The sequence below is a fragment of the [Clostridium] saccharolyticum WM1 genome (assembly GCF_000144625.1).
GTDB lineage: Bacteria > Bacillota > Clostridia > Lachnospirales > Lachnospiraceae > Lacrimispora > Lacrimispora saccharolytica.
The window spans coordinates 1737175-1760289 of sequence record NC_014376.1; the positions used below are offsets into that span (position 1 = coordinate 1737175).

22 protein-coding genes are annotated in these 23115 nt (G+C 44.8%); 18 read left to right on the top strand and 4 right to left on the bottom strand.

Annotated elements, in window-relative coordinates; all coding sequences use genetic code 11:
- The first annotated feature begins 377 nt into the window (after positions 1-377).
- The 13 genes from CLOSA_RS23560 to CLOSA_RS08365 all read left to right on the top strand — a co-directional run bounded on the left by CLOSA_RS23560 (position 378) and on the right by CLOSA_RS08365 (position 13660).
- Positions 378-611, top strand: coding sequence for an EcsC family protein (locus CLOSA_RS23560; protein WP_041708571.1), 234 nt, complete (start codon positions 378-380; stop codon positions 609-611).
- A gap of 192 nt (positions 612-803) precedes the next feature.
- The gene (locus tag CLOSA_RS08310) at positions 804-1418 is read left to right on the top strand and encodes a helix-turn-helix domain-containing protein (protein WP_013272326.1); all 615 of its coding nucleotides are present in this window, start codon (positions 804-806) and stop codon (positions 1416-1418) included.
- Between the two features lie 168 nt (positions 1419-1586).
- Entirely contained in the window at positions 1587-2420 is an 834-nt protein-coding gene (locus CLOSA_RS08315) for an undecaprenyl-diphosphate phosphatase (RefSeq protein ID WP_013272327.1), read from the top strand.
- A gap of 659 nt (positions 2421-3079) precedes the next feature.
- Positions 3080-3715, top strand: coding sequence for a hypothetical protein (locus CLOSA_RS08320; protein WP_013272328.1), 636 nt, complete (start codon positions 3080-3082; stop codon positions 3713-3715).
- A 228-nt stretch (positions 3716-3943) separates the two neighbouring features.
- A complete protein-coding gene (locus CLOSA_RS08325; RefSeq protein WP_013272329.1) occupies positions 3944-4447 on the top strand; it encodes a MarR family winged helix-turn-helix transcriptional regulator in 504 nt (167 codons plus the stop codon).
- A 4-nt stretch (positions 4448-4451) separates the two neighbouring features.
- Positions 4452-6191 carry an ABC transporter ATP-binding protein gene (locus tag CLOSA_RS08330; RefSeq protein ID WP_013272330.1) on the top strand — a complete coding sequence of 580 codons (1740 nt, stop codon included), beginning with the start codon at positions 4452-4454 and terminating at the stop codon, positions 6189-6191.
- Entirely contained in the window at positions 6191-8062 is a 1872-nt protein-coding gene (locus tag CLOSA_RS08335; RefSeq protein ID WP_041709031.1) for an ABC transporter ATP-binding protein, read from the top strand. Before CLOSA_RS08330 ends, CLOSA_RS08335 begins: the two co-directional genes overlap by 1 nt.
- 523 nt (positions 8063-8585) lie before the next feature.
- Positions 8586-9908: an electron transport complex subunit RsxC gene (gene rsxC / locus CLOSA_RS08340; protein ID WP_013272332.1), complete on the top strand. Its 1323-nt coding sequence runs from the start codon at positions 8586-8588 to the stop codon at positions 9906-9908.
- Positions 9909-9919: 11 nt separating this feature from the next.
- Positions 9920-10843 carry an RnfABCDGE type electron transport complex subunit D gene (locus tag CLOSA_RS08345; RefSeq protein WP_013272333.1) on the top strand — a complete coding sequence of 308 codons (924 nt, stop codon included), beginning with the start codon at positions 9920-9922 and terminating at the stop codon, positions 10841-10843.
- 1 nt (position 10844) lies between these two features.
- A complete protein-coding gene (locus CLOSA_RS08350; protein ID WP_013272334.1) occupies positions 10845-11459 on the top strand; it encodes an RnfABCDGE type electron transport complex subunit G in 615 nt (204 codons plus the stop codon).
- A gap of 11 nt (positions 11460-11470) precedes the next feature.
- Entirely contained in the window at positions 11471-12265 is a 795-nt protein-coding gene (rsxE, locus tag CLOSA_RS08355; RefSeq protein ID WP_013272335.1) for an electron transport complex subunit RsxE, read from the top strand.
- Between the two features lie 12 nt (positions 12266-12277).
- On the top strand, positions 12278-12856 hold the full coding sequence (gene rsxA, locus CLOSA_RS08360; protein ID WP_013272336.1) for an electron transport complex subunit RsxA: 579 nt from the start codon (positions 12278-12280) through the stop codon (positions 12854-12856).
- Between the two features lie 15 nt (positions 12857-12871).
- Positions 12872-13660: an RnfABCDGE type electron transport complex subunit B gene (locus CLOSA_RS08365; protein ID WP_013272337.1), complete on the top strand. Its 789-nt coding sequence runs from the start codon at positions 12872-12874 to the stop codon at positions 13658-13660.
- A 76-nt stretch (positions 13661-13736) separates the two neighbouring features.
- Here the strand turns inward: CLOSA_RS08365 and uxaC are convergent, their stop codons facing one another.
- Complete coding sequence (uxaC, locus tag CLOSA_RS08370) at positions 13737-15140, bottom strand: glucuronate isomerase (RefSeq protein WP_013272338.1); 1404 nt, start codon at positions 15138-15140, stop codon at positions 13737-13739.
- A gap of 28 nt (positions 15141-15168) precedes the next feature.
- Positions 15169-16170 (bottom strand): LacI family DNA-binding transcriptional regulator, encoded by a 1002-nt coding sequence (locus tag CLOSA_RS08375; RefSeq protein ID WP_013272339.1) that lies wholly within the window; start codon positions 16168-16170, stop codon positions 15169-15171.
- Between the two features lie 213 nt (positions 16171-16383).
- Between CLOSA_RS08375 and CLOSA_RS08380 the strand changes: the two genes are divergently transcribed.
- The 5 genes from CLOSA_RS08380 (at position 16384) to CLOSA_RS08400 (ending at position 21319) form a co-directional block, all read left to right on the top strand.
- Positions 16384-17145 (top strand): IclR family transcriptional regulator, encoded by a 762-nt coding sequence (locus tag CLOSA_RS08380; RefSeq protein ID WP_013272340.1) that lies wholly within the window; start codon positions 16384-16386, stop codon positions 17143-17145.
- A gap of 110 nt (positions 17146-17255) precedes the next feature.
- Positions 17256-17906 (top strand): bifunctional 2-keto-4-hydroxyglutarate aldolase/2-keto-3-deoxy-6-phosphogluconate aldolase, encoded by a 651-nt coding sequence (locus CLOSA_RS08385; RefSeq protein WP_013272341.1) that lies wholly within the window; start codon positions 17256-17258, stop codon positions 17904-17906.
- Positions 17907-17955: 49 nt separating this feature from the next.
- A complete protein-coding gene (locus tag CLOSA_RS08390) occupies positions 17956-18987 on the top strand; it encodes a sugar kinase (protein ID WP_013272342.1) in 1032 nt (343 codons plus the stop codon).
- A 113-nt stretch (positions 18988-19100) separates the two neighbouring features.
- Positions 19101-20126 carry a sugar kinase gene (locus CLOSA_RS08395; protein WP_013272343.1) on the top strand — a complete coding sequence of 342 codons (1026 nt, stop codon included), beginning with the start codon at positions 19101-19103 and terminating at the stop codon, positions 20124-20126.
- Between the two features lie 206 nt (positions 20127-20332).
- Entirely contained in the window at positions 20333-21319 is a 987-nt protein-coding gene (locus tag CLOSA_RS08400) for a helix-turn-helix transcriptional regulator (protein WP_013272344.1), read from the top strand.
- A 103-nt stretch (positions 21320-21422) separates the two neighbouring features.
- Here the strand turns inward: CLOSA_RS08400 and CLOSA_RS08405 are convergent, their stop codons facing one another.
- Together CLOSA_RS08405 and CLOSA_RS08410 are read right to left on the bottom strand one after the other, a co-directional pair.
- Entirely contained in the window at positions 21423-22196 is a 774-nt protein-coding gene (locus CLOSA_RS08405; RefSeq protein WP_013272345.1) for an ABC transporter ATP-binding protein, read from the bottom strand.
- Positions 22189-23073 (bottom strand): ABC transporter permease, encoded by an 885-nt coding sequence (locus CLOSA_RS08410; protein WP_013272346.1) that lies wholly within the window; start codon positions 23071-23073, stop codon positions 22189-22191. Before CLOSA_RS08410 ends, CLOSA_RS08405 begins: the two co-directional genes overlap by 8 nt.
- Positions 23074-23115 lie beyond the last annotated feature (42 nt).

Sequence of the window (23115 nt, forward strand, 5' to 3'; positions counted from 1 at the left end):
GCCGACAGGAGTTAGACCTTTGCTCTATCATGTAGGGTGCCTTTTCCTTGAAGTGCTATGTAGGCACATCTAATCATATGATATAAGTAATCATAATATGTATAAAGGAAGGCAGAAAGGATATCTGTAAACTTTTCGAACTGGTTTTTCCTGAAAATGTATCCGTTCGATGTGCAATGGGATTATCATGCTATTTCAAAGTCACGAAGTATAAGGATTCATGGAAAGAGAGGCAGACATATATGAGACGGCAAATGGACAAGCATGTGAAACAAATAAAAAAAGAAGAACATAAATTATATTGAGAAAACTTATGATAAAGATAGGATATTGTTGGAATATGATTTGCCATAGAAAAAAGAGCCGAAAAAAGATATTTGAAGCGTTTAGACCAGCATTCCAAGCAGTCCCGGTTGATAAATTCTTCCATTTCCGTTATAGAAGGGGGAGTTTTGGGAGCATTTGGAATTGGCCTGCCCGATATTCCGCTTTTTTTAGCTTTGGTTCTGAAATCTGTTTATGAAATTGCTTTAAGCTATGGAAATCTTTTCAATCTGTTGAAAATTGTGATCCTGTTTGATAGAAGACAATTCCTTGTTAATTATTCGTAAATATTAAGAATTGTTATAATTTATTTGGTTGATATCATTCGGTTAAGCGAATACAATAGTCTTATACAATGAAAGGATGCAACTATATGAAATACATGTCTGTTCGGTTTCGCCGGGGATGGCTGATACCGGAAGAAATCGTATTACCTGTTGCTGGACATTCAGAAGTAAATAGGCAGCAGGAGGTATCCCGTGGAATTTAATGAGAAACTGCAGCAACTCAGAAAACAGAATAATTTAACTCAGGAACAGCTTGCAGAGCAGCTATATGTATCAAGAACGGCTGTCTCTAAATGGGAGAGCGGCAAAGGCTACCCCAACATTGAATCTCTCAAATGCATATCCAAGGTTTTCGCAGTATCTATTGATGAATTATTGTCCGGTAATGAGCTTATTACTCTTGCCCAATCCGAAAACCGTTCGAATATTAGTAAACTTTATAGTTTAATGTATGGAATTTTAGATGTGATGGCCTTTGCATTTATATTCCTGCCGTTTTATGGTCAGCAAGAGGGTGATTATATCCGTTCGGTGACATTGCTTGCTTATTCTGATACGATTCCGATAATCCGCGCGTCATACTTTGTAATATTAATTCTAATGGGAGTGATGGGACTCGTAGAGCTGGCCATACAGCTTATAGTAAATGAAAAAGGATTAAGGGCCGCCAAAACCTGCTCCATCATACTGCAAACACTGGCAATATTGATTTTTATAATGACCCGTCAGCCTTACTTAACTGCTTTTTTATTTATACTACTGATGATAAAGGTTATCCTTTTGCTGAAAGGGCATTCTAAGTGGTAAAAGCCCGGAGCACCGGAAAATAAGGCTCTGACACGAAAGGTGTCAGAGCTTTTCTTCGCTGTGACAATCGGTTTCTTGTATCTTTTCTTATCCTAGAAGATAATGGATGTGCACCCTGAAATCAAAGGGTTAATGGAAAATACTATTTTTAAAGGAGGATTTAAATTAATGGGATTTGATTTTATGGAAATACTGAAAGCTGTGTTTCTTGGCATTGTGGAGGGCATTACTGAATGGCTGCCCATAAGCAGCACAGGACACATGTTGATAGTGGATGAGTTTTTACAATTAAACGCCAGTGCAGCTTTTAAGGAAATGTTTTTTGTTGTTATTCAGCTAGGAGCGATTCTGGCGGTTGTACTTTTATTTTGGGATAAGATGTTTCCCTTTCAATTCAACAACAGAAACAAAGCAATGATAAAAAAGGAAACCTTTTCTATATGGTTTAAAGTAGTGATTGCCTGCATACCGGGAGCAGTGGTTACAATCCTGTTTGATGATTATATAGAAGAATATTTTCATACTCCGGCGATGATTGCAGCAGCTTTAATTTTTTATGGCATAGCTTTTCTTGTGGTTGAGCTTTGGAACAAAAAGCGAACCCCCATTACCAATGACCTATCAGACATTACCTATCAAACGGCCCTTATGATTGGTTTATTTCAAGTACTTTCCATTATTCCGGGAACTTCGCGTTCAGGGGCTACCATAATTGGTGCGCTTCTTATTGGAGTATCCCGTGTGGCGGCTGCCGAATTTACTTTTTTTCTAGCGGTGCCCGTTATGTTCGGATTAAGTGCAATTAAAATACTGAAATTCGGACTTGCTTTTACAAGGGAAGAGCTGCTTATATTAGGGATTGGAACAGTAGTTGCATTTGCAGTATCGATTTTAGTAATAAAATTTTTAATGAGCTTTATTAAAAAGCATGACTTTGCCGTATTTGGTTGGTACCGGATTGTACTCGGCGCCATTTTATTATTGTACTTTAAGTTTCATTAGGAAAATATTGATTTGTCTATGGCCGTTTCATCCATAACCCAGCGGATGAAAGGTTCCCATAGCACCGACCTGCCCGTATCCCCATATTATATTTGGTAATAGTCCTGGATCCCAAGCCAGTGCTTATCACCAATGGACGGTCCAGCTTTAGGGTCTGGGATCGAAGGTATCCGATGTCCAGCATGAGATCGGTTTCCTTAATGATAATGATCCATATCCTGTTTTCCCCTTTTTCACATCTTGTCTAGATGTCCCATATAATATAGTACATTAATGAAAAGAGAGGTGTGAATTATGAGTTGCTTTTTCGGATGCTGCAGAAATAACTGCAGATGCAATTGTAATTGTAATTGTAATTGCATCTGTAATAATAATTGCAACAATAATAATGATAATTGTGAAGAAGAAAGAAGAAAAGCATATTGGGCCGGCTTCAGAGATGGGTGTAATGATCCCCGCTGCCGTTGGCTCGATGATAATAATAATTGCTAGAGATAGGAAAGTGGAGGTCTGTATAAAATTCAGACCTCCTTTTTACATAAATTGAACGGTACGGGATTCCCTTAGTCCGGTTATGAAATAAATAATACAGACACATTTTTAAAAGCCGGGGCATATGCTGAAGGATATGATAAAAATATCAAAGGAAATGCGGGATAATGCGCGGGGAGAAAATGTGGCGGAATCGCTTTCTCAATGGAAAGCAATATGATCATGGAGTTTTCAGGCTCCAGGTAAAGAGGATGTCCTGTTACAACAAGGCTGCGGTGTGCGAACCAAAGATTACAAGGCAGGTCAGGGCAATGGCAAAGAAGGCTGGAATGGAAATGGCAGGCATGGAGAACCGCATGAAATCCAGGGATTCGTATTTACAAAAAATTCAAAGAAAATACGGCCCCGGCTGCCAGGATTATGAGGTGAAGGATATATTAAGATATACTTATACAGCTTCCGCAGAAGAGCTTACCAAGAAAACCTTAAAGGCCATGGAGCTTTATTGGAAATCAGGATATGATACAGTTGAAATCAAGAATTACTGGCTTGACAGGCAGAGTCCTTACAAGGGAATCAATACCACCCTGCGCTCCCCTGACGGCCAGATTTTTGAGTTGCAGTACCATACGCCGGAGAGTTTTTCTATAAAAAACGGGAAAATGCATGAATTATACGAAATGCAAAGGCCGATCAAGGATTTAAGCAGCAAGGAATACCAGGAGTTGTGGAATCAGATGCTTCAGATTTCCAATTCCATCAAGCAGCCAAAAGATATAGAAAAGGTAAAACCCTGGGAATGATATCCGGCTTGTTTAAGGAACCGATATGAAAACCCAGTAATCCATAGGGGCAGCATAGCGGAAGGCTTTTAAGAGTTGAGAATGGAAGCTTAAAAATAGGTTATGATATTAAAAATTCACAAAATTTTCAAAAATTACCGGGTTGTCAGACAGGACATATGGTGCTATACTGCTATGTAGTTAATTAGCTAATTATTAGCAAGCTAACAGAAAGGGGATTATTTGCAGATGAAACCAATGTGCCCGTTCCGGGATAAAGGACTAAAGGGAAACCTCTCACCGACCCATGGCGTAATGATAAGATATATGAGGATTATGAAACTGCACCGCTGTATCCTGGATGAACGCTTAAGGCAAACCGGGGTATACCGCAGTCAGCACCAGATTCTCATGATGCTTTCCGATCATTCCAATGCTTCCCAAAAGGAGATCGCAGAACGCCTTTATGTGTCCACTGCCACCATTGCGGTATCGGTCAAGAAGCTGGAAAAAGGGGGATTCATCACCCGGGCCGTAGACCAGGAAGACAACCGAATGAATAAACTGTGTCTGACGGAAAAGGGAAGGCATATGGTGGAGCACAGCAGGGATTTTTTCCATCATGTGGAAGAACGGATGTTTCAAGATTTTTCCAAGGAAGAATTGGCTGCTATGGGGCAGTATCTGGACCGCATTTATGACAATTTATCCCAAATCCCTTTAGAAACGGACATGACAGAAAGAGAGGATTGATAACTTGAACCGATATTGGAAATATATCAGACCATACCTGGGAGCCTTTATCCTAGCCCCGCTTCTGATGCTGACAGAAGTATTGGGGGAAATTATGCTCCCAAAGCTGACCTCTATGATCATTAACAACGGAGTCGCCGGAAGAGACATGGGATACATTTTAAGCATGGGCGGGAGAATGCTTGCCATCGCCGTATTCATGGCTGCAGGCGGAATCGGAGGTTCCTATTTTTCTTCCAAGGCTTCCATTTGTTTCAGCACGGATCTGCGAAAGGATGTTTTTCATAAAGTCCAGCAATTTTCATTTAACAACATTGACGACTTCAGCACAGGATCCCTTGTCACCAGACTGACAAACGATATCCAGCAGATTCAGAATGTGGTTATGTTGAGCCTGCGCATGATGTTCCGTGCGCCGGGGATGCTCATCGGAGGCCTTATTATGGCTTATCTTATGAACCGCCAGCTGATGGTAGTACTGCTGGCAGTGATCCCCGTACTCATACTGTCTATCTTCATTATTTTAAAGATGGCGTTTCCCCGATTTGAGGCTATGCAGAAGAAAATCGACCGCCTAAACTCCGGAGTGCAGGAGGCTTTGACCAATGTGCGGGTGATTAAATCCTTTGTCAGGGAGGATTACGAGGAACAGAAATTTCAAGTCACAAACAAGGATCTGAAAGAAGGCAGTTTGGATGCCATGAAAATCGTCGTAGCCAGCATGCCGGTGATGATGCTTGCCATGAATGTCACAACCCTTGCTGTAGTATGGTATGGAGGAAATTTAATCATTGCAGGAAAGATGCCGGTAGGTGATTTAACCGCATTTACCACCTATATCGTCCAGATTCTCATGTCCCTGATGCTGCTGTCCATGGTGTTTTTACAGGCATCCCGGGCCATGGCTTCTTTAAGACGTGTCAGAGAGGTACTGGATACCGAAATTGATTTAACGGATGAACATGGGACGGCAAAATCCGCCCAGGTTATAAGGGGAAAGGTGGAATTTAAAAACGTTTCCTTCCAGTATACAAAGGGAACGGATGATATGATTTTAAAACACATTGATTTTGTTGCGGAGCCTGGAGAGACCATTGGAATTATCGGTTCCACGGGAAGCGGAAAGACATCACTTGTTCAGCTGATTCCCCGTTTATACGATGCGGATGAAGGACAAGTTCTGGTAGACGGCATTGACGTAAAGGATTACTCCATCAGGAATCTTAGAAAGGGAGTGGGGATGGTTTTGCAGAAGAATGTCCTATTTTCGGGAACCATTGAAGAGAATCTCCGGTGGGGCAGCCAGGATGCAACCATGGAAGAGGTGATTCTCATGGCGGAAAGCGCCCAGGCGGACGGCTTTGTTTCCAGCTTTACGGATGGGTATGATACGGATCTGGGACAGGGGGGGGCCAATGTATCCGGCGGACAGAAGCAGAGACTTTGCATTGCCAGGGCCCTTCTAAAGAAACCGAAAATACTGATCTTGGATGACAGCACCTCTGCTGTGGACACGGCAACGGAAGCCCGTATCCGCCAATGCTTCCAGACCACTTTAAAGGATACCACCAAGTTCATCATAGCCCAGCGGATCGGCTCCGTGGAAAATGCGGATAAGATCATTGTGCTTGATGACGGGCAGATCGCAGGCATAGGAACTCATGAAGAGCTGCTGGTGTCTTGCGAGGCTTATCAGGAAATCTATTATTCACAGAGAGAACGGGAAGAGGAGGCAGGTGCATGATGGATAAGCAGAAACAAATTGAAAGCTTAAAAAAGCGATACGGCCGCTCTTCCCAACCTGCCAGGAACCGGGGGCCAATGGGAGGCCATGGGGCAAACAGACCGATGAAAGGCGGTCTTCCGAAGAATGCCAAGGCAACCATTTCCCGTCTCATGTCCTATTTAAATGAATATAAGGTTTTTATGGGAGCGGCATTTTTCTGTGTGATTGTGGGCACCCTTGCCATGCTGGCCGGCTCTTACATGCTGCGTCCCATTATCAATCAGTACATCGCACCTTTAGGGGGCGGAAGGGGAAGCATTACAGGCCTTGCAAAAGGTCTTACGGCAATGGGAATCGTTTATCTCATTGGGGTAATTGCCAATTATGTCCAATCCAGAATCATGCTGACGGTGGCACAAAATGCCCTGCAAAAAATCAGGGATGACTTATTTGGCAGGATCCAGACCCTGCCTGTGCGTTTTTATGATTCCAATAACACCGGAGACCTTATGAGCCGGTTCAGCAATGATGTGGATACCATAGGACAGATGCTGAGCAATACCTTAATCCAGCTTTTTACCGGAGCTTTAAGCATCATAGGGACCTTGGCACTCATGATCTATACGAATATATGGCTGACTCTGGTGACTATCATCATGATACCGGTGATGATGAAGGTGGGCGGCTTTGTGGCATCAAGAAGCCAGAAGTTTTTCTCGGCCCAGCAAAGCTCCCTTGGAGCTGTAAACGGATATATAGAAGAAATCATCAGCGGTCAAAAGGTGGTAAAGGTATTCTGTCATGAAGACACGGCAGAAGAAGAATTTGAAATACTCAATGAGGATTTAAGGAACAATATGATCCATGCACAGTTTTTCGGAGGCGTGATGATGCCGGTCATGGGAAACTTAAGCCAGCTAAACTACATCCTGACTGCATGCATCGGAGGTCTGCTTTGTGTGCTCCGGGGGTTTGATGTAGGCGGACTGACCGTATTTTTATCCTTTTCCAGGCAGTTCAGCCGTCCGATCAACGAGATATCCATGCAGGTGAGCAATGTCTTTTCTGCTCTTGCAGGAGCGGAACGGGTATTTGCCATTATGGATGAAGAACCGGAACCAGCGGATGAAGAAGATGCGGCAGAGCTTGAGCCTATGAACGGTTTTGTAGAGCTAAGGAATGTGACCTTTGGATATGATCCTGACAAGGTAATTTTAAAGGATTTAAGCCTTTACGCGAAGCCTGGTCAGAAGATCGCTTTTGTAGGCTCCACAGGAGCAGGAAAAACCACCATCACAAATCTGATAAACCGTTTTTATGATATCCAGGGCGGAGCGATTACCATTGACGGAGTGGATATCCGTCATATCAGGCGTGAAAACCTTAGGCATAACATTGCCATGGTCCTGCAGGACACTCATCTGTTCACTGGTACCGTTATGGAGAACATCCGTTACGGAAGGCTTGACGCATCGGATGAAGAGGTAATCCAGGCGGCAAAAACAGCTTCCGCTTATTCCTTCATCATGAGACTCCCGGCCGGCTTTGAAACGGTGCTGGAAGGTGACGGGGCTAACTTAAGCCAGGGGCAAAGGCAGCTTTTAAACATTGCCAGGGCAGCCATTTCAAAAGCACCGATCCTGATCCTGGATGAAGCCACCAGCTCCGTGGATACCAGAACAGAGAAGCATATTGAACGGGGAATGGACCGTCTGATGGCGGACCGGACTACCTTTGTCATCGCCCACCGGCTGTCTACGGTACGCAATGCCAATGCCATTATGGTATTGGAAAACGGGGAGATCATAGAACGCGGGGATCATGAGGATCTTCTGAAACAGAAAGGCAGATATTATCAGCTTTATACCGGGGCAGTGGAACTGGATTAAACAAAGGCCAGGGCCTCTTTATTCCCTTAGGGGAGCATTTGAGAAAAAGGCAGTTATACAATCCTTCGTGATTCCTCTTTCTCCTATGCTCCCTTTTGTTTATTAAAAATTCTAATAAGTAAAAGAGATAAGTGATAAAATAAATCGATTGTGGCGTGAAAAAAGTCGTTAAAAATAGTGATATTTTAACAAAAATTTCACAAAGGGCGGTGTATAAATTTGAAAACACTGTCAGAAAAAGTCAGGTTATGGGGATTTTAGAAAAATGGATTGGAATTAATTGTATTTATGAGAAAACAAGATAAGACCTCCTTTTATAAGGTTTGTTAATTGCTTAACACATAAAAACGTCTTGAAGCAAGGTTTCTTTCCTGATAAATAGTAAGAATTGTATATGAAACACAGTATACAATGTTTATTTTGCATTGTTTCGGCTTGGGAATTATGCTATACTGTTTCAGGAGGCAAATGGTGAATTTTTGCCGGGAATGACAAAGAATTGTATAGAAAGAAGGTTAGTTTAATGGGTCTGGCTACATTTAAAGGCGGCATTCATCCTTATGAAGGAAAAGAATTGTCGGAAAACAAACCTGTACAAGTGCTGCAGCCAAAAGGCGAGATGGTGTTCCCGCTGTCCCAGCATATCGGCGCACCGGCGAAGCCTTTGGTGGCAGCGGGTGATCAGGTGCTGGTTGGACAGAAGATCGGAGAGCCGGGGGGCTTTATTTCCGCCTGCGTGATCAGTTCCGTTTCAGGAACAGTAAAAACCATTGAGCCAAGGCTGGTGGCCAACGGTTCTATGGTCCAGTCCGTTATTATTGAAAACGACGGGAAGTATCAGACGGTAGAAGGTTTTGGCAAAGAGCGTGATCCAAAATCTCTGTCGAAGGAAGAGATCAGGAACCTTGTTAAAGAAGCTGGGGTCGTAGGACTTGGGGGTGCGGGATTTCCAAGCCATGTGAAGCTGACACCAAAAGACGAATCAAAAATTGATACGGTCATCGTCAATGGTGCGGAGTGCGAGCCGTACCTGACTTCCGATTACCGGATGATGTTGGAAGAGCCGGAAAGCATCATCAAAGGGCTTACGATAATCCTTCAATTATTTGATAACGCGAAGGGAGTGATTGCCATTGAGAGCAACAAGCCCGAAGCCATCAAGCAGATGACAGAGCTTGTAAAGGATGAGCCCAGGATCACCGTCTGTCCTTTACAGACCAAATATCCTCAGGGCGGAGAACGTACTCTGATTTATGCCGTAACAGGGCGGAAGATCAATTCCACCATGCTTCCGGCAGATGCAGGCTGTATGGTAGACAATGTAGATACGGTGATTTCTATTTATAATGCTGTTGCAAAGAGCATTCCCCTGATCCGCCGGATCATTACAGTAACAGGGGATGCCATAGCAAATCCACAGAACTATAATGTGAGGATCGGAACCAGCTATACAGAGCTTTTAGAAGCATCCGGCGGCTTTCAGGCAGAGCCTGCAAAGGTAATTTCCGGAGGGCCCATGATGGGACAGGCCTTGTTTGACTATAATGTTCCCGTTACAAAAACCTCATCCGCCCTTACCTGCCTGACAAAGGACGAGGTGGCGGAACATGCGCCCAGTGCCTGTATCCGCTGCGGAAGATGCGTAAAGGTATGTCCGGGTAATATCGTCCCCCAGATGATTATGGAAGCGGCGGAGCGGTCTGACATGGAGCGGTTTATCAAATTAAACGGCATGGAATGCTGCGAATGCGGATGCTGTGCCTATATCTGCCCTGCCAGAAGGCCTCTTACCCAGGCATTTAAAGAGATGCGCAAAGAAGTTGCGGCAAGCAGAAAGAAAGCGTAGGAGGAGGAAGCATGAGTAAATTGTTAAATGTATCATCATCGCCTCATGCCAGGGATCAGGTTACAACACAGAATATTATGCTGGATGTTGCCATTGCCATGATTCCTGCATCTGCGTATGGTGTATATCAGTTTGGAATAAAAGCGGCCTTAATCTTGTTTGTAAGCGTATTGTCCTGTGTACTCAGCGAATACGTATTTGAATCCCTTATGGGAAAACCCGTTACCATACAAGACGGAAGTGCCCTGGTAACCGGGTTGATTCTGGGTCTTAACATGCCCCCGGCCATCCCTTTATGGATACCGTTTCTGGGCGGTGTATTTGCCATTATTGTAGTGAAGCAGCTTTATGGCGGCCTTGGTCAGAACTTCATGAACCCGGCTCTGGCTGCAAGATGCTTCCTGCTTATCTCTTTTGCAGGCAAGATGACCACGTTTACATACAATGATGCGGTTGCAGGCGCCACTCCTCTTGCGGCTTTAAAGGCAGGAGAAGCCGTTGACTTAACAGCTATGTTTATTGGAAAGATTTCGGGTACCATTGGCGAGGTGTCAGTGATCGCACTGCTGCTGGGTGCAGCCTACCTTTTGTTCAGAAGGATAATTTCCATAAGGATCCCGGCAGCTTATCTCATTACCTTTGCAATATTTGTATTTATTTTCGGCCGTCATGATGTGACGTATGTTCTGACTCACTTATGCGGCGGCGGTCTTATATTCGGTGCATTCTTTATGGCAACCGATTATGTGACCAGTCCCATCACTCCAAAAGGACAGCTTCTTTTCGGCATTCTCCTGGGGGTACTTACCGGATTGTTCCGTCTTTTCGGCGGTTCTGCGGAAGGCGTTTCCTATGCCATCATCATCAGCAACATCCTGGTTCCCCTGATTGAGAAAATCTCTCTTCCTGTAGCATTTGGAAAGGAGGGCAAGTAAGATGAAAAATGGCGGATATATGAAAGATGCGGTAATTTTGTTCCTGATCACTTTGATTTCCGGCTTTTTGCTGGGCGGCGCTTATCAGATTACGAAAGAGCCCATTGCAAAGGCTACGGAGGCTGCGAATCAGGCTGCGTATAAAAAGGTATTTCCGGAAGCAGCTGATTTTACAATGGATGATGGAATGAAGGCAGCCGTGGAAACCTGTAACACAGAGCTGCTTTCCCAGAATTTCGGAAAAGTAAGCGTGGACAATGCCCTTCAGGCAGTGGATGGAAGCGGGACTGTCCTGGGATACGTGATTACTTCCCGTTCGGATGACAGCTACGGCGGGACTGTAAAGGTTTCCGTGGGTATTAAGGAAGACGGAACCATTAACGGCATTGAATTTCTGTTAATCAGTGATACTCCGGGTCTGGGCTTAAAGGCCAAGGAACCGGCATTTAAAGGCCAGTATGCAGGAAAGACCAAGGAATCCCTGACTGTAACCAAATCCGGCAATGCCGGTGACGGGGAGATCAATGCCATCAGCGGTGCAACTATTACATCAAGCGCGGTAACCAATGCAGTCAATGCCGCATTGTATTACGTGCATCACAGCATAGAACGGTAGGAGGTGGGAAGATGAACAAGAAATGTATGGAACGTCTGTTTAACGGTATTGTAAAAGAAAACCCGACCTTTATCCTGATGCTTGGTATGTGTCCGACACTGGCTGTTACCACATCAGCGGTGAACGGTGTAGGCATGGGGCTTTCCACGACCGTGGTGCTGTTGTTTTCCAATATGCTTATTTCTGCCCTTCGTAAGATCATTCCGGACCGGGTGAGGATCCCGGCATATATCGTTATCGTAGCGACCCTGGTTACGATCGTGCAGCTTCTGTTACAAGCCTATGTACCGAGCCTGTATTCTGCGCTGGGCATCTATATTCCCCTGATCGTGGTAAACTGTATCATTTTAGGCCGGGCAGAATCCTATGCTTCCAAGAACGGAGTAATAGAATCCACCTTTGATGGAATCGGCATGGGACTTGGCTTTACCATTGCTCTTACCTGTATCGGCCTTGTGCGTGAGCTGTTAGGCTCCGGTGCCGTGTTCGGGCAAACCATTATTCCGGAAGATTTCCATGTTGCTATTTTTGTTCTTGCCCCTGGTGCATTCTTTGTATTGTCTATTTTGACAGCACTTCAGAATAAGTTTAAAGCGCCTTCGGCAACCAACGGTTCTGCCCCGAAATCTGAATTAGCCTGCGGCGGCAACTGTGCTTCCTGCACCGGTTCCTCCTGCATGTCCAACCACGAGGTTCTTCAGGCCAGGAAAAAACAGATGGAAGAGGAGGCTTCGGCAGCAAGGAAAGCGCAGGCAGCAAAGAAGGAAGCAGAAGCAAAAAATGCAGTTTCCGGAAAAGATGAATAGGAGGATGGATAGATGAAAGAATTGTTATTGATTGCCATTGGTTCCGCATTGGTCAACAACGTAGTGCTCAGTCAGTTTCTGGGACTTTGTCCATTCCTTGGAGTTTCCAAAAATGTGAAGACCTCTGCCGGCATGGGCGCAGCTGTAATTTTCGTAATTACCATTGCGGCATTTGTGACCAGCGTCATATACAAGGGAGTCCTGGTAAATCTGCATCTGGAGTTTTTACAGACCATTGTGTTTATCCTGGTTATCGCGGCTCTGGTGCAGTTTGTAGAAATGTTTTTAAAGAAATCCATGCCGGCACTCTATGAAGCCCTGGGAGTGTATCTTCCTTTAATAACCACCAACTGTGCAGTGTTAGGCGTGGCCCTGACCAATGTACAGAAGGGATATAACATTCTGGAAAGTGTTGTCAACGGAGTGGGTATTTCCGTAGGCTTTACCATTGCCATTGTCATGCTGGCAGGTATCCGTGAAAGGATCGAATACAATGACGTTCCCCATTCCTTTAAGGGTTCCCCCATTGTCCTGATTACCTCCGGCCTGATGGCAATCGCATTTTTCGGATTTTCCGGATTAATTAAATAAGGAGGAGACGAAAGCATGGTAACAGGTATTCTGTTAGCGGCAGCCATTGTAGGTGTCATCGGTATATTAATCGGTGTGTTCCTTGGGATTGCCAGCGAAAAGTTTAAAGTAGAAGTAGATGAGAAAGAGATTCTTGTCCGTAATGAGCTTCCGGGAAATAACTGCGGCGGCTGCGGATATGCAGGCTGTGATGCCCTGGCAAAGGCCATTGCCTTAGGCCAGGCAGATGTTGCTGCCTGTCCCGTTGGCGGCGCGGCAGTAGCGGAGAGGATCAGCCAAATCATGGGCGTTTCGGCCGGTACCGCGGAAAAAAAGGTTGCTTTTGTAAAATGCAAAGGAACCTGTGATAAGACAAAGGTAAAGTACAATTATTACGGAATTGATGACTGCCGGATGATATCTGCGGTTCCCGGTTCCGGGGAAAAGGCCTGTGTCTATGGCTGTATGGGGTATGGTTCCTGCGTGAAGGCCTGTGAATTTGATGCCATTCATGTGGTGGACGGAGTGGCAGTGGTGGATAAGGAGAAATGCGTAGCCTGCGGCAAATGTGTCTCTGCCTGTCCAAACAAGCTGATTGACCTGGTTCCCTATAAGTCAAAGCATCTGGTTCAGTGCAATTCACATGACAGAGGCAAGGATGTGAAGGCAAAATGTGATGTTGGCTGTATCGCTTGTATGCTGTGTACGAAACAGTGTGAGTTCGATGCCATTCACATGGATCATAATGTTGCGGTCATTGATTATGAAAAATGTACCAACTGCGGGAAATGCGCCGCTAAATGTCCTGTAAAGGTCATACAGTAAAAAAAGGAGTCCGGTCTTTTCGAAAAAGACCGGACTCCTTTTTTGAACGTCCTGACCAAAGCCCCAGCTTTAAATATCAGATGTCAAAATTAAAATACTTGACCGTATTGTTATAGGAAATACCCTCAATGATTTCTTTCAGTGCCTCCTGGTCATCCGGATACTCTCCGTTATCCACCCATCCTCCGATAAGCTCACAAAGGATCCTGCGGAAGTACTCATGTCTTGTATATGATAAGAAGCTTCTGGAATCCGTGAGCATTCCGATGAAATTACCAAGGGCTCCTAGGTTTGCCAGAGAAATCATCTGTTCCGTCATGCCTGCCTTATGATCGTTGAACCACCATGCAGAGCCTTGTTGGATCTTACCGGGGAACTTGCTCTGGAAGCAGCCCAGAATGGTGCCAATGGAAGCATTGTCATTGGGATTTAAGGAGTAAATGATGGTTTTTGGTATCTCGTCGTTTGCGCTTAATGCATTTAAGAAATCAGCCATTTGCGCGGAAGGAGCATAGTTGTTGATGCAGTCAAAACCAGTATCAGGACCAAGCTTTTCAAACATCAGGGCGTTGTTGTCACGCTTGCAGCCATAATGAAGCTGCATCACCCAGCCCTTGCGGTTGTATTCCTTTGCAACAAACAGCATGAAGGCGGTCTTGTATTTTAACTCCTCTTCCTTTGTGATGGCTTTTCCCGCAAGGCCCTTTGCAAAGATTGCATCAAGTTCCTCTTCCCCGGCAGGTGCATACATGACATATTCAAGCGCATGGTCGGATACGCTGCAGCCCTGGCTTGCGAAGAATTCCATACGGTTTTTTAACGCTGTTTTTAAGGAGGCAAAATCCTTGATTCCCACGCCGCTTACAGCAGATAGTTTTGCCATGTAGGAAGCAAAATCCGGTTTTTCAATGTTCATGGCCTTGTCAGGTCTCCAGGCGGGAAGGACTTTTATTTCAAAGGTGGGGTCAGCGGCTATTTTCTGATGCCATTCCAGGGAATCGGCAGGGTCATCGGTGGTGCAGATCAGCTTGACATTAGACTGTCTGATGAGATTGCGCACGCTCATGGAATCCTCACCAAGCTTTTTATTGCATAAATTCCATACCTCCTCTGCGGTGCTTCCGTTTAAATGACCGGTATAGCCGAAATATCTCTGAAGCTCCAAGTGGCTCCAGTGATACAGAGGATTGCCGATGAGCTTTGGCAGGGTCTCCGCCCATTTCTGGAATTTTTCACGATCGGAAGCATTCCCGGTAATATACGTTTCATCAACGCCGCAGGAGCGCATCTGACGCCATTTGTAATGATCGCCCCCTAACCATACCTGGGTGATGGTATCGAACTTCCGGTCTTCGTAGATTTCCTGCGGATTGATATGGCAGTGATAATCTACGATGGGCATATTTTCTCCATAGGTGTGAAAAAGAGCTTTGGCTGAGTCGGTAGACAGTAAAAAGTCTTTGTCCATAAACTGTTTCATGTTAGAGAGTCCTCCTTGAATATGTGAATTAAAAATCAGTAGTACCTCGTTTCATTAACTCCGGAGTGATGGTGGTTTTCGTTGGTACGTTGCCCATCTCCAGTACCTTCATCAGAGTGTTTACCGTGGTGGTGCAAAGGGCTTCCACCTTATTGTCCACGGAAGTGATTTCCGGAGTTGTGCACCTGGACAGGATGGAGTTGTTGTATCCGATGATGCTTAAATCCTGGGGGATCTTAAGTCCCGCCTTGTCTGCATATTTTACGGCAGCAACGGCTAGAATATCTTCTGAAGCCAGCACCGCATCAAAATGGACGCCGGAGCGGGAGAGCGTGTCCAGCCGTTCCAAGGCAGCATCCAGGTCTTTGTGGCAGAGCACCATAAGCTCTTCCCGGATCGCATACCCCGCATCTTTTACGGCAGCCCGGTAGCCGGAAATCTTACGCAAATTGCTGAAGGAGCTTCCGGAATAGAGGTAAAGCACTGAAGTACGGCCGGAGCGGTAAAGCTGTAAAGCCGCATCATAAACTGCGGCATGGTCGTCACAAACCGTACTGTAGATCTGTTCTCCATTAAGGCTTCCGTTAACCAGCATAATGGGAAGATCCTTCGCAGCCTCTAAAAGGTAGGCATTGTCCTTTGGCTTTGCTTCTATATAATGGGATCCGGTCAGTATGATGGCGTCCACCCGCTTAGAACGTAAAAGCTCTAAATATTTCTTTTTTGTTTCCGGAAGATAGCCGGTACAGCAGAGTATGGAATCATAACCGTTGCCCCTTAGCTCCTTTTCCAGATAGTAGATGGCTTCCGCCAGCCAGGGGTCGGAAGAATCCGCGCACATGATCCCTATGGTCTTCATGGAATTTAATCCCAGGCTTCTGGCAAATACATTGGGGGTATAGCCAAGCTCTTCCATAACGGCAAGGACTCGCTTTCTGGTCTTCTCGCTGACATTGGGATTTCCGTTGATGACACGGGAGACGGTGGCAATCGATACGTGAGCATGTTTGGAAACATCATAGATATTCAAAAGCATCACCTCCGTAATTGTAAGTATTTACATACCCAATTTATTATACATAATTATGATAAATATTACAATCCCTGATTTACGGAAATCAAAGAATATGAAAAAACCCCATGTATTTTGTAAACACTTACAAAAGTTTCGTATATGCGAAAATCATCTTGCTTTTTCTCCGTTTCCAGGAGTATACTAGGACATAGAAATGGAGGCAAAACCATGAAACTAAATAGAACCACACAAAGAACCGTGGAGATCTTAAAGCTGATCTCCAGAACGTCCGAAGGGGCTACTTTGGATGATCTCTGCGAAAAGCTGGGCTTACCTAAGACCAGTGCCTACGATATCGTAACAACCCTTGCCGAAATGGGCATGGTAAATGTGACAAGGGGGCAGAAGCAAAAATTTACCATAGGCCTGATGGCCTACCGCATCGGCGTTAATTATACCAACAATCTGGATTTTATAGGAATTATTGAGCCGGTGCTTAAGGCTTTTTCAAAGGAAGTTGGAAAAACAGTGTTTTTTGGAATTCCCTCGGATCATCATGTGGTTTACATATGTAAGTTCGAACCGGAGAATCCTATTATTACCACAGCCACCGTTGGTTCGAAAAATCCCATGTACTGCACCTCGCTTGGAAAGGTGATTCTTGCCTACAGCAGCGAGGAGGCAAGGGAACAGATGATTAACCGGCTGAAATTCATACAATTTACGGAACGGACCATCAAAAACAGGGGACAGCTGCTTGAAGAACTGAAAAAGGTCCGGGAGAGAGGATATGCTTTTGACGCCAGGGAAATGGAGGAGCATATGCAGTGCGTGGGCGCACCGGTTTTTGACCGTGATGGAAACGTGCTGGGGGCCATCAGCATCTCCAGCCTATATAAACCTTCCGATGATTATGAGGCTTTGGGACAGCTGGTTTCAAGGAAGGGGATGGAGGTTTCCCGTTTGTTAGGATTTCTTGGAAAAATATAAGGAATACCTGTTGACAAAACCGCTGGAAACGATTAATATTTCAGGTATAGGAATCGTAAATATGAAATTAATTCGTATATACGAAAATAAAAAAGGAGAGAAGAAGGATAATGAAAAAAGAACAGGTTTTATCAAAGATGAAAAAAGACTGTCTGGTTGCTGTTGTTCGCGCAAAAGACTTTGAGCAGGGCGAAAAGGTAGTTGATGCCATCATTGCTGGCGGCATCAATTTCATTGAAATCACTATGACTATGGATGAAGGAAATCCAATTGAATTCATCGCAAAAATGTCTGAAAAATATAGAAAAAATGCAGATGTGGTTATTGGAGCAGGTACGGTTCTTGACCCGGAGACAGCAAGAGCTGCTATCCTTGCAGGGGCAAACTACGTTGTAAGCCCCGGCTTAAACGTTGAGACGATTAAGCTGTGCAACCGTTACAGAGTGCCTATGCTTCCAGGTGTTATGACGCCAACCGAAGCAATTACAGCATTGGAGTGCGGCTGTGACGTGATCAAGATCTTCCCAGGCAACATCATGGGACCGGAAGCGATCAGCTCCTTTAAAGGCCCCCTTCCCCAGGGTGACTTCATGCCATCCGGCGGTGTTGACGTTGATAACGTGGATAAGTGGATCAAGGCAGGAGCTTATGCCGTTGGTACCGGAAGCAGCCTGACAAAGGGCGCCAAGACCGGTGATTTTGCCGCAGTTACAGCAAAGGCAAAGGAATTCGTTGAGGCAGTGGCCGCTGCACGTAAATAAGAAAAGCTCATAATAAAACAATAATAGAATCTTAGGGAGAAAATAGAAAATGGCAAAACTTGTGACCATGGGCGAGATCATGTTAAGATTATCTACCCCAAATAATGAAAAATTGATCCAGGCAGATGAGTTTGATGTAAACTATGGAGGCGGCGAAGCTAACGTAGCTGTTTCTCTGGCTAACTATGGACATGACGTACAGTTTGTGACAGCAGTTCCCAAGAACCCAATCGGCGAGTGTGCAGTAGCAGCTTTAAGAAAATACAACGTAGGAACAAAGCACATTGCAAGATGCGGAGAAAGACTTGGTATTTACTTTTTAGAGACAGGCTCCGCCATGAGAGCATCTGCTGTTGTATATGACAGAGCGCATTCCTCCATTGCAACCGCAACTGCAGCAAATTTTGACTTTGATGAGATCTTTAAAGATGCAGAATGGTTTCATTTCACAGGAATCACACCTGCTGTAAGCGATGAGGCGGCAGAGCTGACTGAGGCGGCTTTAAAGGCAGCCAAGGCTCACGGTGTAACCGTTTCAGTGGACTTAAACTTCCGTAAGAAATTATGGTCTTCTGAAAAGGCTCAGAAGGTTATGACGAACCTGATGCAGTACGTGGACGTATGTATCGGAAACGAAGAGGATGCAGAAAAGGTTCTTGGCTTTAAGCCAGGCAATACCGATGTAACTTCCGGCGAGCTGGAATTACAGGGTTATGTAGATATCTTCAATCAGATGATTGATAAGTTTAACTTCAAATATGTGGTCAGCTCCTTACGTGAGAGCTTCTCAGCTTCTGACAATGGCTGGTCTGCATGCATCATGGATGGTGCAACACGTGAATTCTATCATTCTAAAAAATACCGTGTCACTCCCATTGTAGACCGTGTAGGCGGCGGTGATTCCTTTGCAGCAGGCGTGATCTGCGGACTGGTTGACGGTAAGGATTTTAAGGGTGCCTTGGAATATGCGGTTGCAGCTTCCGCATTAAAGCACACCATCCCGGGAGACTTCAATCTGGTAACCAGAGAAGATGTGGAAACCTTGGCAGGGGGCGACGGCTCAGGACGTGTTCAGAGATAATTAATAAAAAGAAGTTCGATTTGCCTGGCGGCTCATCGAACGGCTATGCGCCAAAGAGATGGGGAGTCATGAGAAATGACTCCCTATTTGAAAATAATGGAGGAAAGTTCAAGATGAGTGACAGACCTTTTGATTTACTGAGCCTGGGGGAACTGCTGTTACGCTTATCCCCGGCAGGAGTGGAGCGGCTTGTCCGGGGAGATACCTTTCAAAAGCAGGTAGGCGGAGCGGAATTAAACGTTGCCGTCGGCGCTGCGCTTTTAGGCCTTCATACCGGTGTGGTTACCCAGCTTCCGTTGAATGACATAGGAAATTTTGTGAAGAATAAAGTCCGTTCTTACGGGATCAGTGATGACTATTTTGTTTACGACAACAGCTTAAGTGCCAGGCTGGGGCTTTATTATTATGAATATGGGGCTTATCCAAGAAAGCCAAAGGTTATTTATGACAGAAAGAACAGTTCCTTTGTTCAGATCAGCACTACTTCCTTTCCCGAGGAAATGTATCGGGCGACCACCTGTTTCCACACCACAGGCATTACTCTGGCTTTGTGTGAGAATACCAGGAAAACAGCTGTCGATATGATTAAAAAGTTTAAGGAGTCAGGGACTATTATATCCTTTGATGTGAATTTCAGGGGAAATCTCTGGACGGGAGAGGAAGCCAGAGCGTGTATTGAACAGATTCTGCCCTATGTGGATATATTCTTCTGTTCCGAAGAAACCGCCAGGCTGACATTTAAGAAGGAAGGGACTGTAAAGGAAATGATGAAAAGCTTTACGGAAGAATACCCTGTTTCTGTTGTTGCCTCGACACAAAGGATTGTACACAGCCCCAAAAGCCATACCTTTGGCTCCGTAATCTACGATGCATCCAGAAAGGAATATTACGAGGAAGAACCGTACCGCAACATAGATGTTGTGGACCGGATCGGAAGCGGAGATGCTTATATTGCAGGAGCCCTTTACGGCCTTTTAAGCAGCGGTGGCGACTGCATGAAGGCCGTTCGGTACGGCAATGCGGCGGCTGCCTTAAAGAATACCATACCGGGAGATCTTCCCACCTCTGATTTAAGTGAGGTCAATGCGGTTATAAAAGACCATAATGACAAAGGCCCTCAGAGCGAGATGAGCAGATAAGTCATAAAATAAGGGAAAAAGGCAGGATTTTAAAGATTCTGCCTTGTTTTTAATATAAGCAGGAAAGTGTCACCCGAGCCGAAAAAGGTGATCAAGGGGCGCAAAACGAAAAAAGAAAAATGAAATAACAGCAAGTAAAATCAAGCAGTAATCTCTCTATTGCTTTATAATAAATGCAGGGTGATTGAAAAGAGGTGAACGAATGTATGTACGAGTGGCAGAGACAAATTCAAATAATCGTTGATGAAATTGACAAATGTATAAAAAGTTATAATGATGAAGCCTTGACACTACGTGTTCTTTCTCGCAGGCTGGGTTATTCCGAATTTTATACAACGAGAAAATTCAAAGAAATTTCGGGTATGCAATTTAGGGATTATCTGCGGCTTAGAAAATTAGCCTTTGCACTAAAAGAGGTTCGTGACAGTGAAAAAAGCATTTTGGATATTGCCTTTGATTATGGCTTTTCATCCCATGAAGCTTTTACCAGAGCTTTCAAGGGAGCATATGGCGTAACTCCAAGGGAATATCGAAAAAAGCCTAATCCTGTCGTACTTCGTACAAAAATAAACCCTTTCGACCGCTACTTTTTAGGACTGGGAGAGATTGGAATGATGAAATCTACAGATGATGTTAAAATTTATTTTGTAACCATTCCCGCACACAAATTTTTACACATTAAAAACTATGAGAGTAATGGGTATTGGGATTTCTGGCAAAAGCAAAGTCTTATACCGGGACAGGACTGCGATACAATCTGCGGCTTACTCGATAGTATCAAGGGAAAATTGGATGACGATGGTGGGAGCGAAACTAACGGCGGCGGCGGTCAGGTTATGGCGTACATGAATGACCCGGACGGCAGACTTTGTGATTGGGGGATCCCCCGTACGGAGTGTTATGGTGTACGTCTTCCTTTTGATTATCAAGGCGAAGTACCGACGCAAATGCTTATGATTGATGTTCCCGAGGCCGAGTATATTGTTTTTGAACACGGGCCGTTTGATTACGAGCAGGAAAATCGCAGTGTGGAGGAAACGATAGAAAAGGCTATGGCAACTTTTGATTTTGCAGGCACCGGTTACTGCTTTGATACTTCCCCAGGTAGATTAATTTACTTATATTTTAATCCCGAACAGTATTTCAAGTATATCAGACCAGTGCGGCTAAATAATATTGTCAAGTCAATGTAAACAGCGAAAAACCACCTTAAAGAAAAGCCCTGTTCAATTTTAGATTGAACAGGGCTTAAGTTTCTTAAAGAATATGCAGGGTGGTCTTAACTGGATCAATCCTTTAGTTTCCGCATTCAATGCTGATTTCATTGAATTTCTCTAAAATATGTTCCACATCAATACTGGACTTTTCTTCCCCTGCCTGATCAATAATGGCATTTCCCTGATGCATCATCAGCAGGCGGTTACCATATTCTACTGCATAGCGCAGATTATGAGTGACCATGATGGTGGTCAACTTCTTTTCTTTTACAATCCTATCGGTCAGCTCCATAATGATCTCAGCCGTTTTTGGATCAAGTGCTGCGGTGTGCTCATCCAAAATCAGGAACTCAATGGGAGTCATGGTTGACATGAGGAGTGCCATGGCCTGCCTTTGGCCGCCGGAAAGAACACCAACCTTCACATGGAGTTTATCCTCTAATCCAAGACCCAGGAAACGCAGCTGCTCCCTGTAATAGGAGATCCGCTGCTTGTTGGTTCCGGGAAGCAGATTAAAGGGCTTTCCCTTGGTATCAGCCAGAGCCATATTTTCAAGAATGGTCATATTGGGACATGTCCCCATGGCCGGGTTCTGGTAGACTCTTCCAATGCGGCGCTGACGCTTATACTCCGGCATACCGGTGATATCTGCACCGCTGATCCGGATGGAACCGCTGTCTAAAGGAATGCTTCCGCAGATGATGTTTAACAGGGAAGTCTTGCCGGAGCCGTTGCTCCCTACCACAGATACGAACTGCCGGTCTTTTATGGTGAGATTAAAGTTCTGGAACAGACACATCTCATTGACCGTTCCCTGATTATAATATTTATTGATGTTTTGAAGTTCAAGCATAATGTTTCACCTTCTTTTCCCTGCCGTTGCTGAGCACCAGTATGGCCAGGAACAGCACTGACGTTATCATCTTAAGATCTGATGCCTCCATACCAAGATAAATGGCTAGTGACACGCAGGCTTTGTAGATGATAGAGCCGATAATCACCGCGGTCGTGGATTTTACGAATCCTATCCGTTTAAACAGCTTTGTGCCGATGATGACATTGGCAAGGCCGATCACAATCGTACCGGTTCCCATACTGATTTCAAAAAACCCTTTTTGCTGGCAGTATACGGAACCGGCCAGAGCAGCCAGGCCGTTTGCGATGGCAAGGCCGATGATCTTAACCATGCCTTTGTCCTTTGCAAGAGAGGTAACAAGAGTTTCATTGTCACCTACCGCTCTTAACAAATAGCCGGAGCGGGTCTTTAGATAATGATCAAGCAAAAGCTTAACGATTACCACGATGACCGCTAATATAATCACAACGCTGATATCTGCAAGCTTCCCGGGAAACAGGCGGTTTATAAAACTGTTTTCAAAGATGGAATCATTATTAAAAAATGGGACATTGGATTTTCCGGCTACCCTTAGATTCACAGAATAGAGGGCAGTCATGACAATGATACCTGACAGAAGATCACGTACCTTTAATTTAACATGGATGAAGCCGGTGATGCATCCGGCCAGGGCACCGACGGCAAAAGCAATAAAAAGCGTTGCCAACGGATTAATACCGGCCAGAATCAGGGTAACGGTGATTGCACCTCCCAAAGGGAAGGTTCCATCCACGGAAAGATCCGGAAAGTCCAGAATCTTATAGGTGATATAAACGCCCAGCGCCATAATGGCATAGACCAGGCCTTCTTCCAAAACGCCAAGTATAATTGACATGGTTTAACTTCCTCCAAGTATATTTCTTTGGCTTAATTTTCT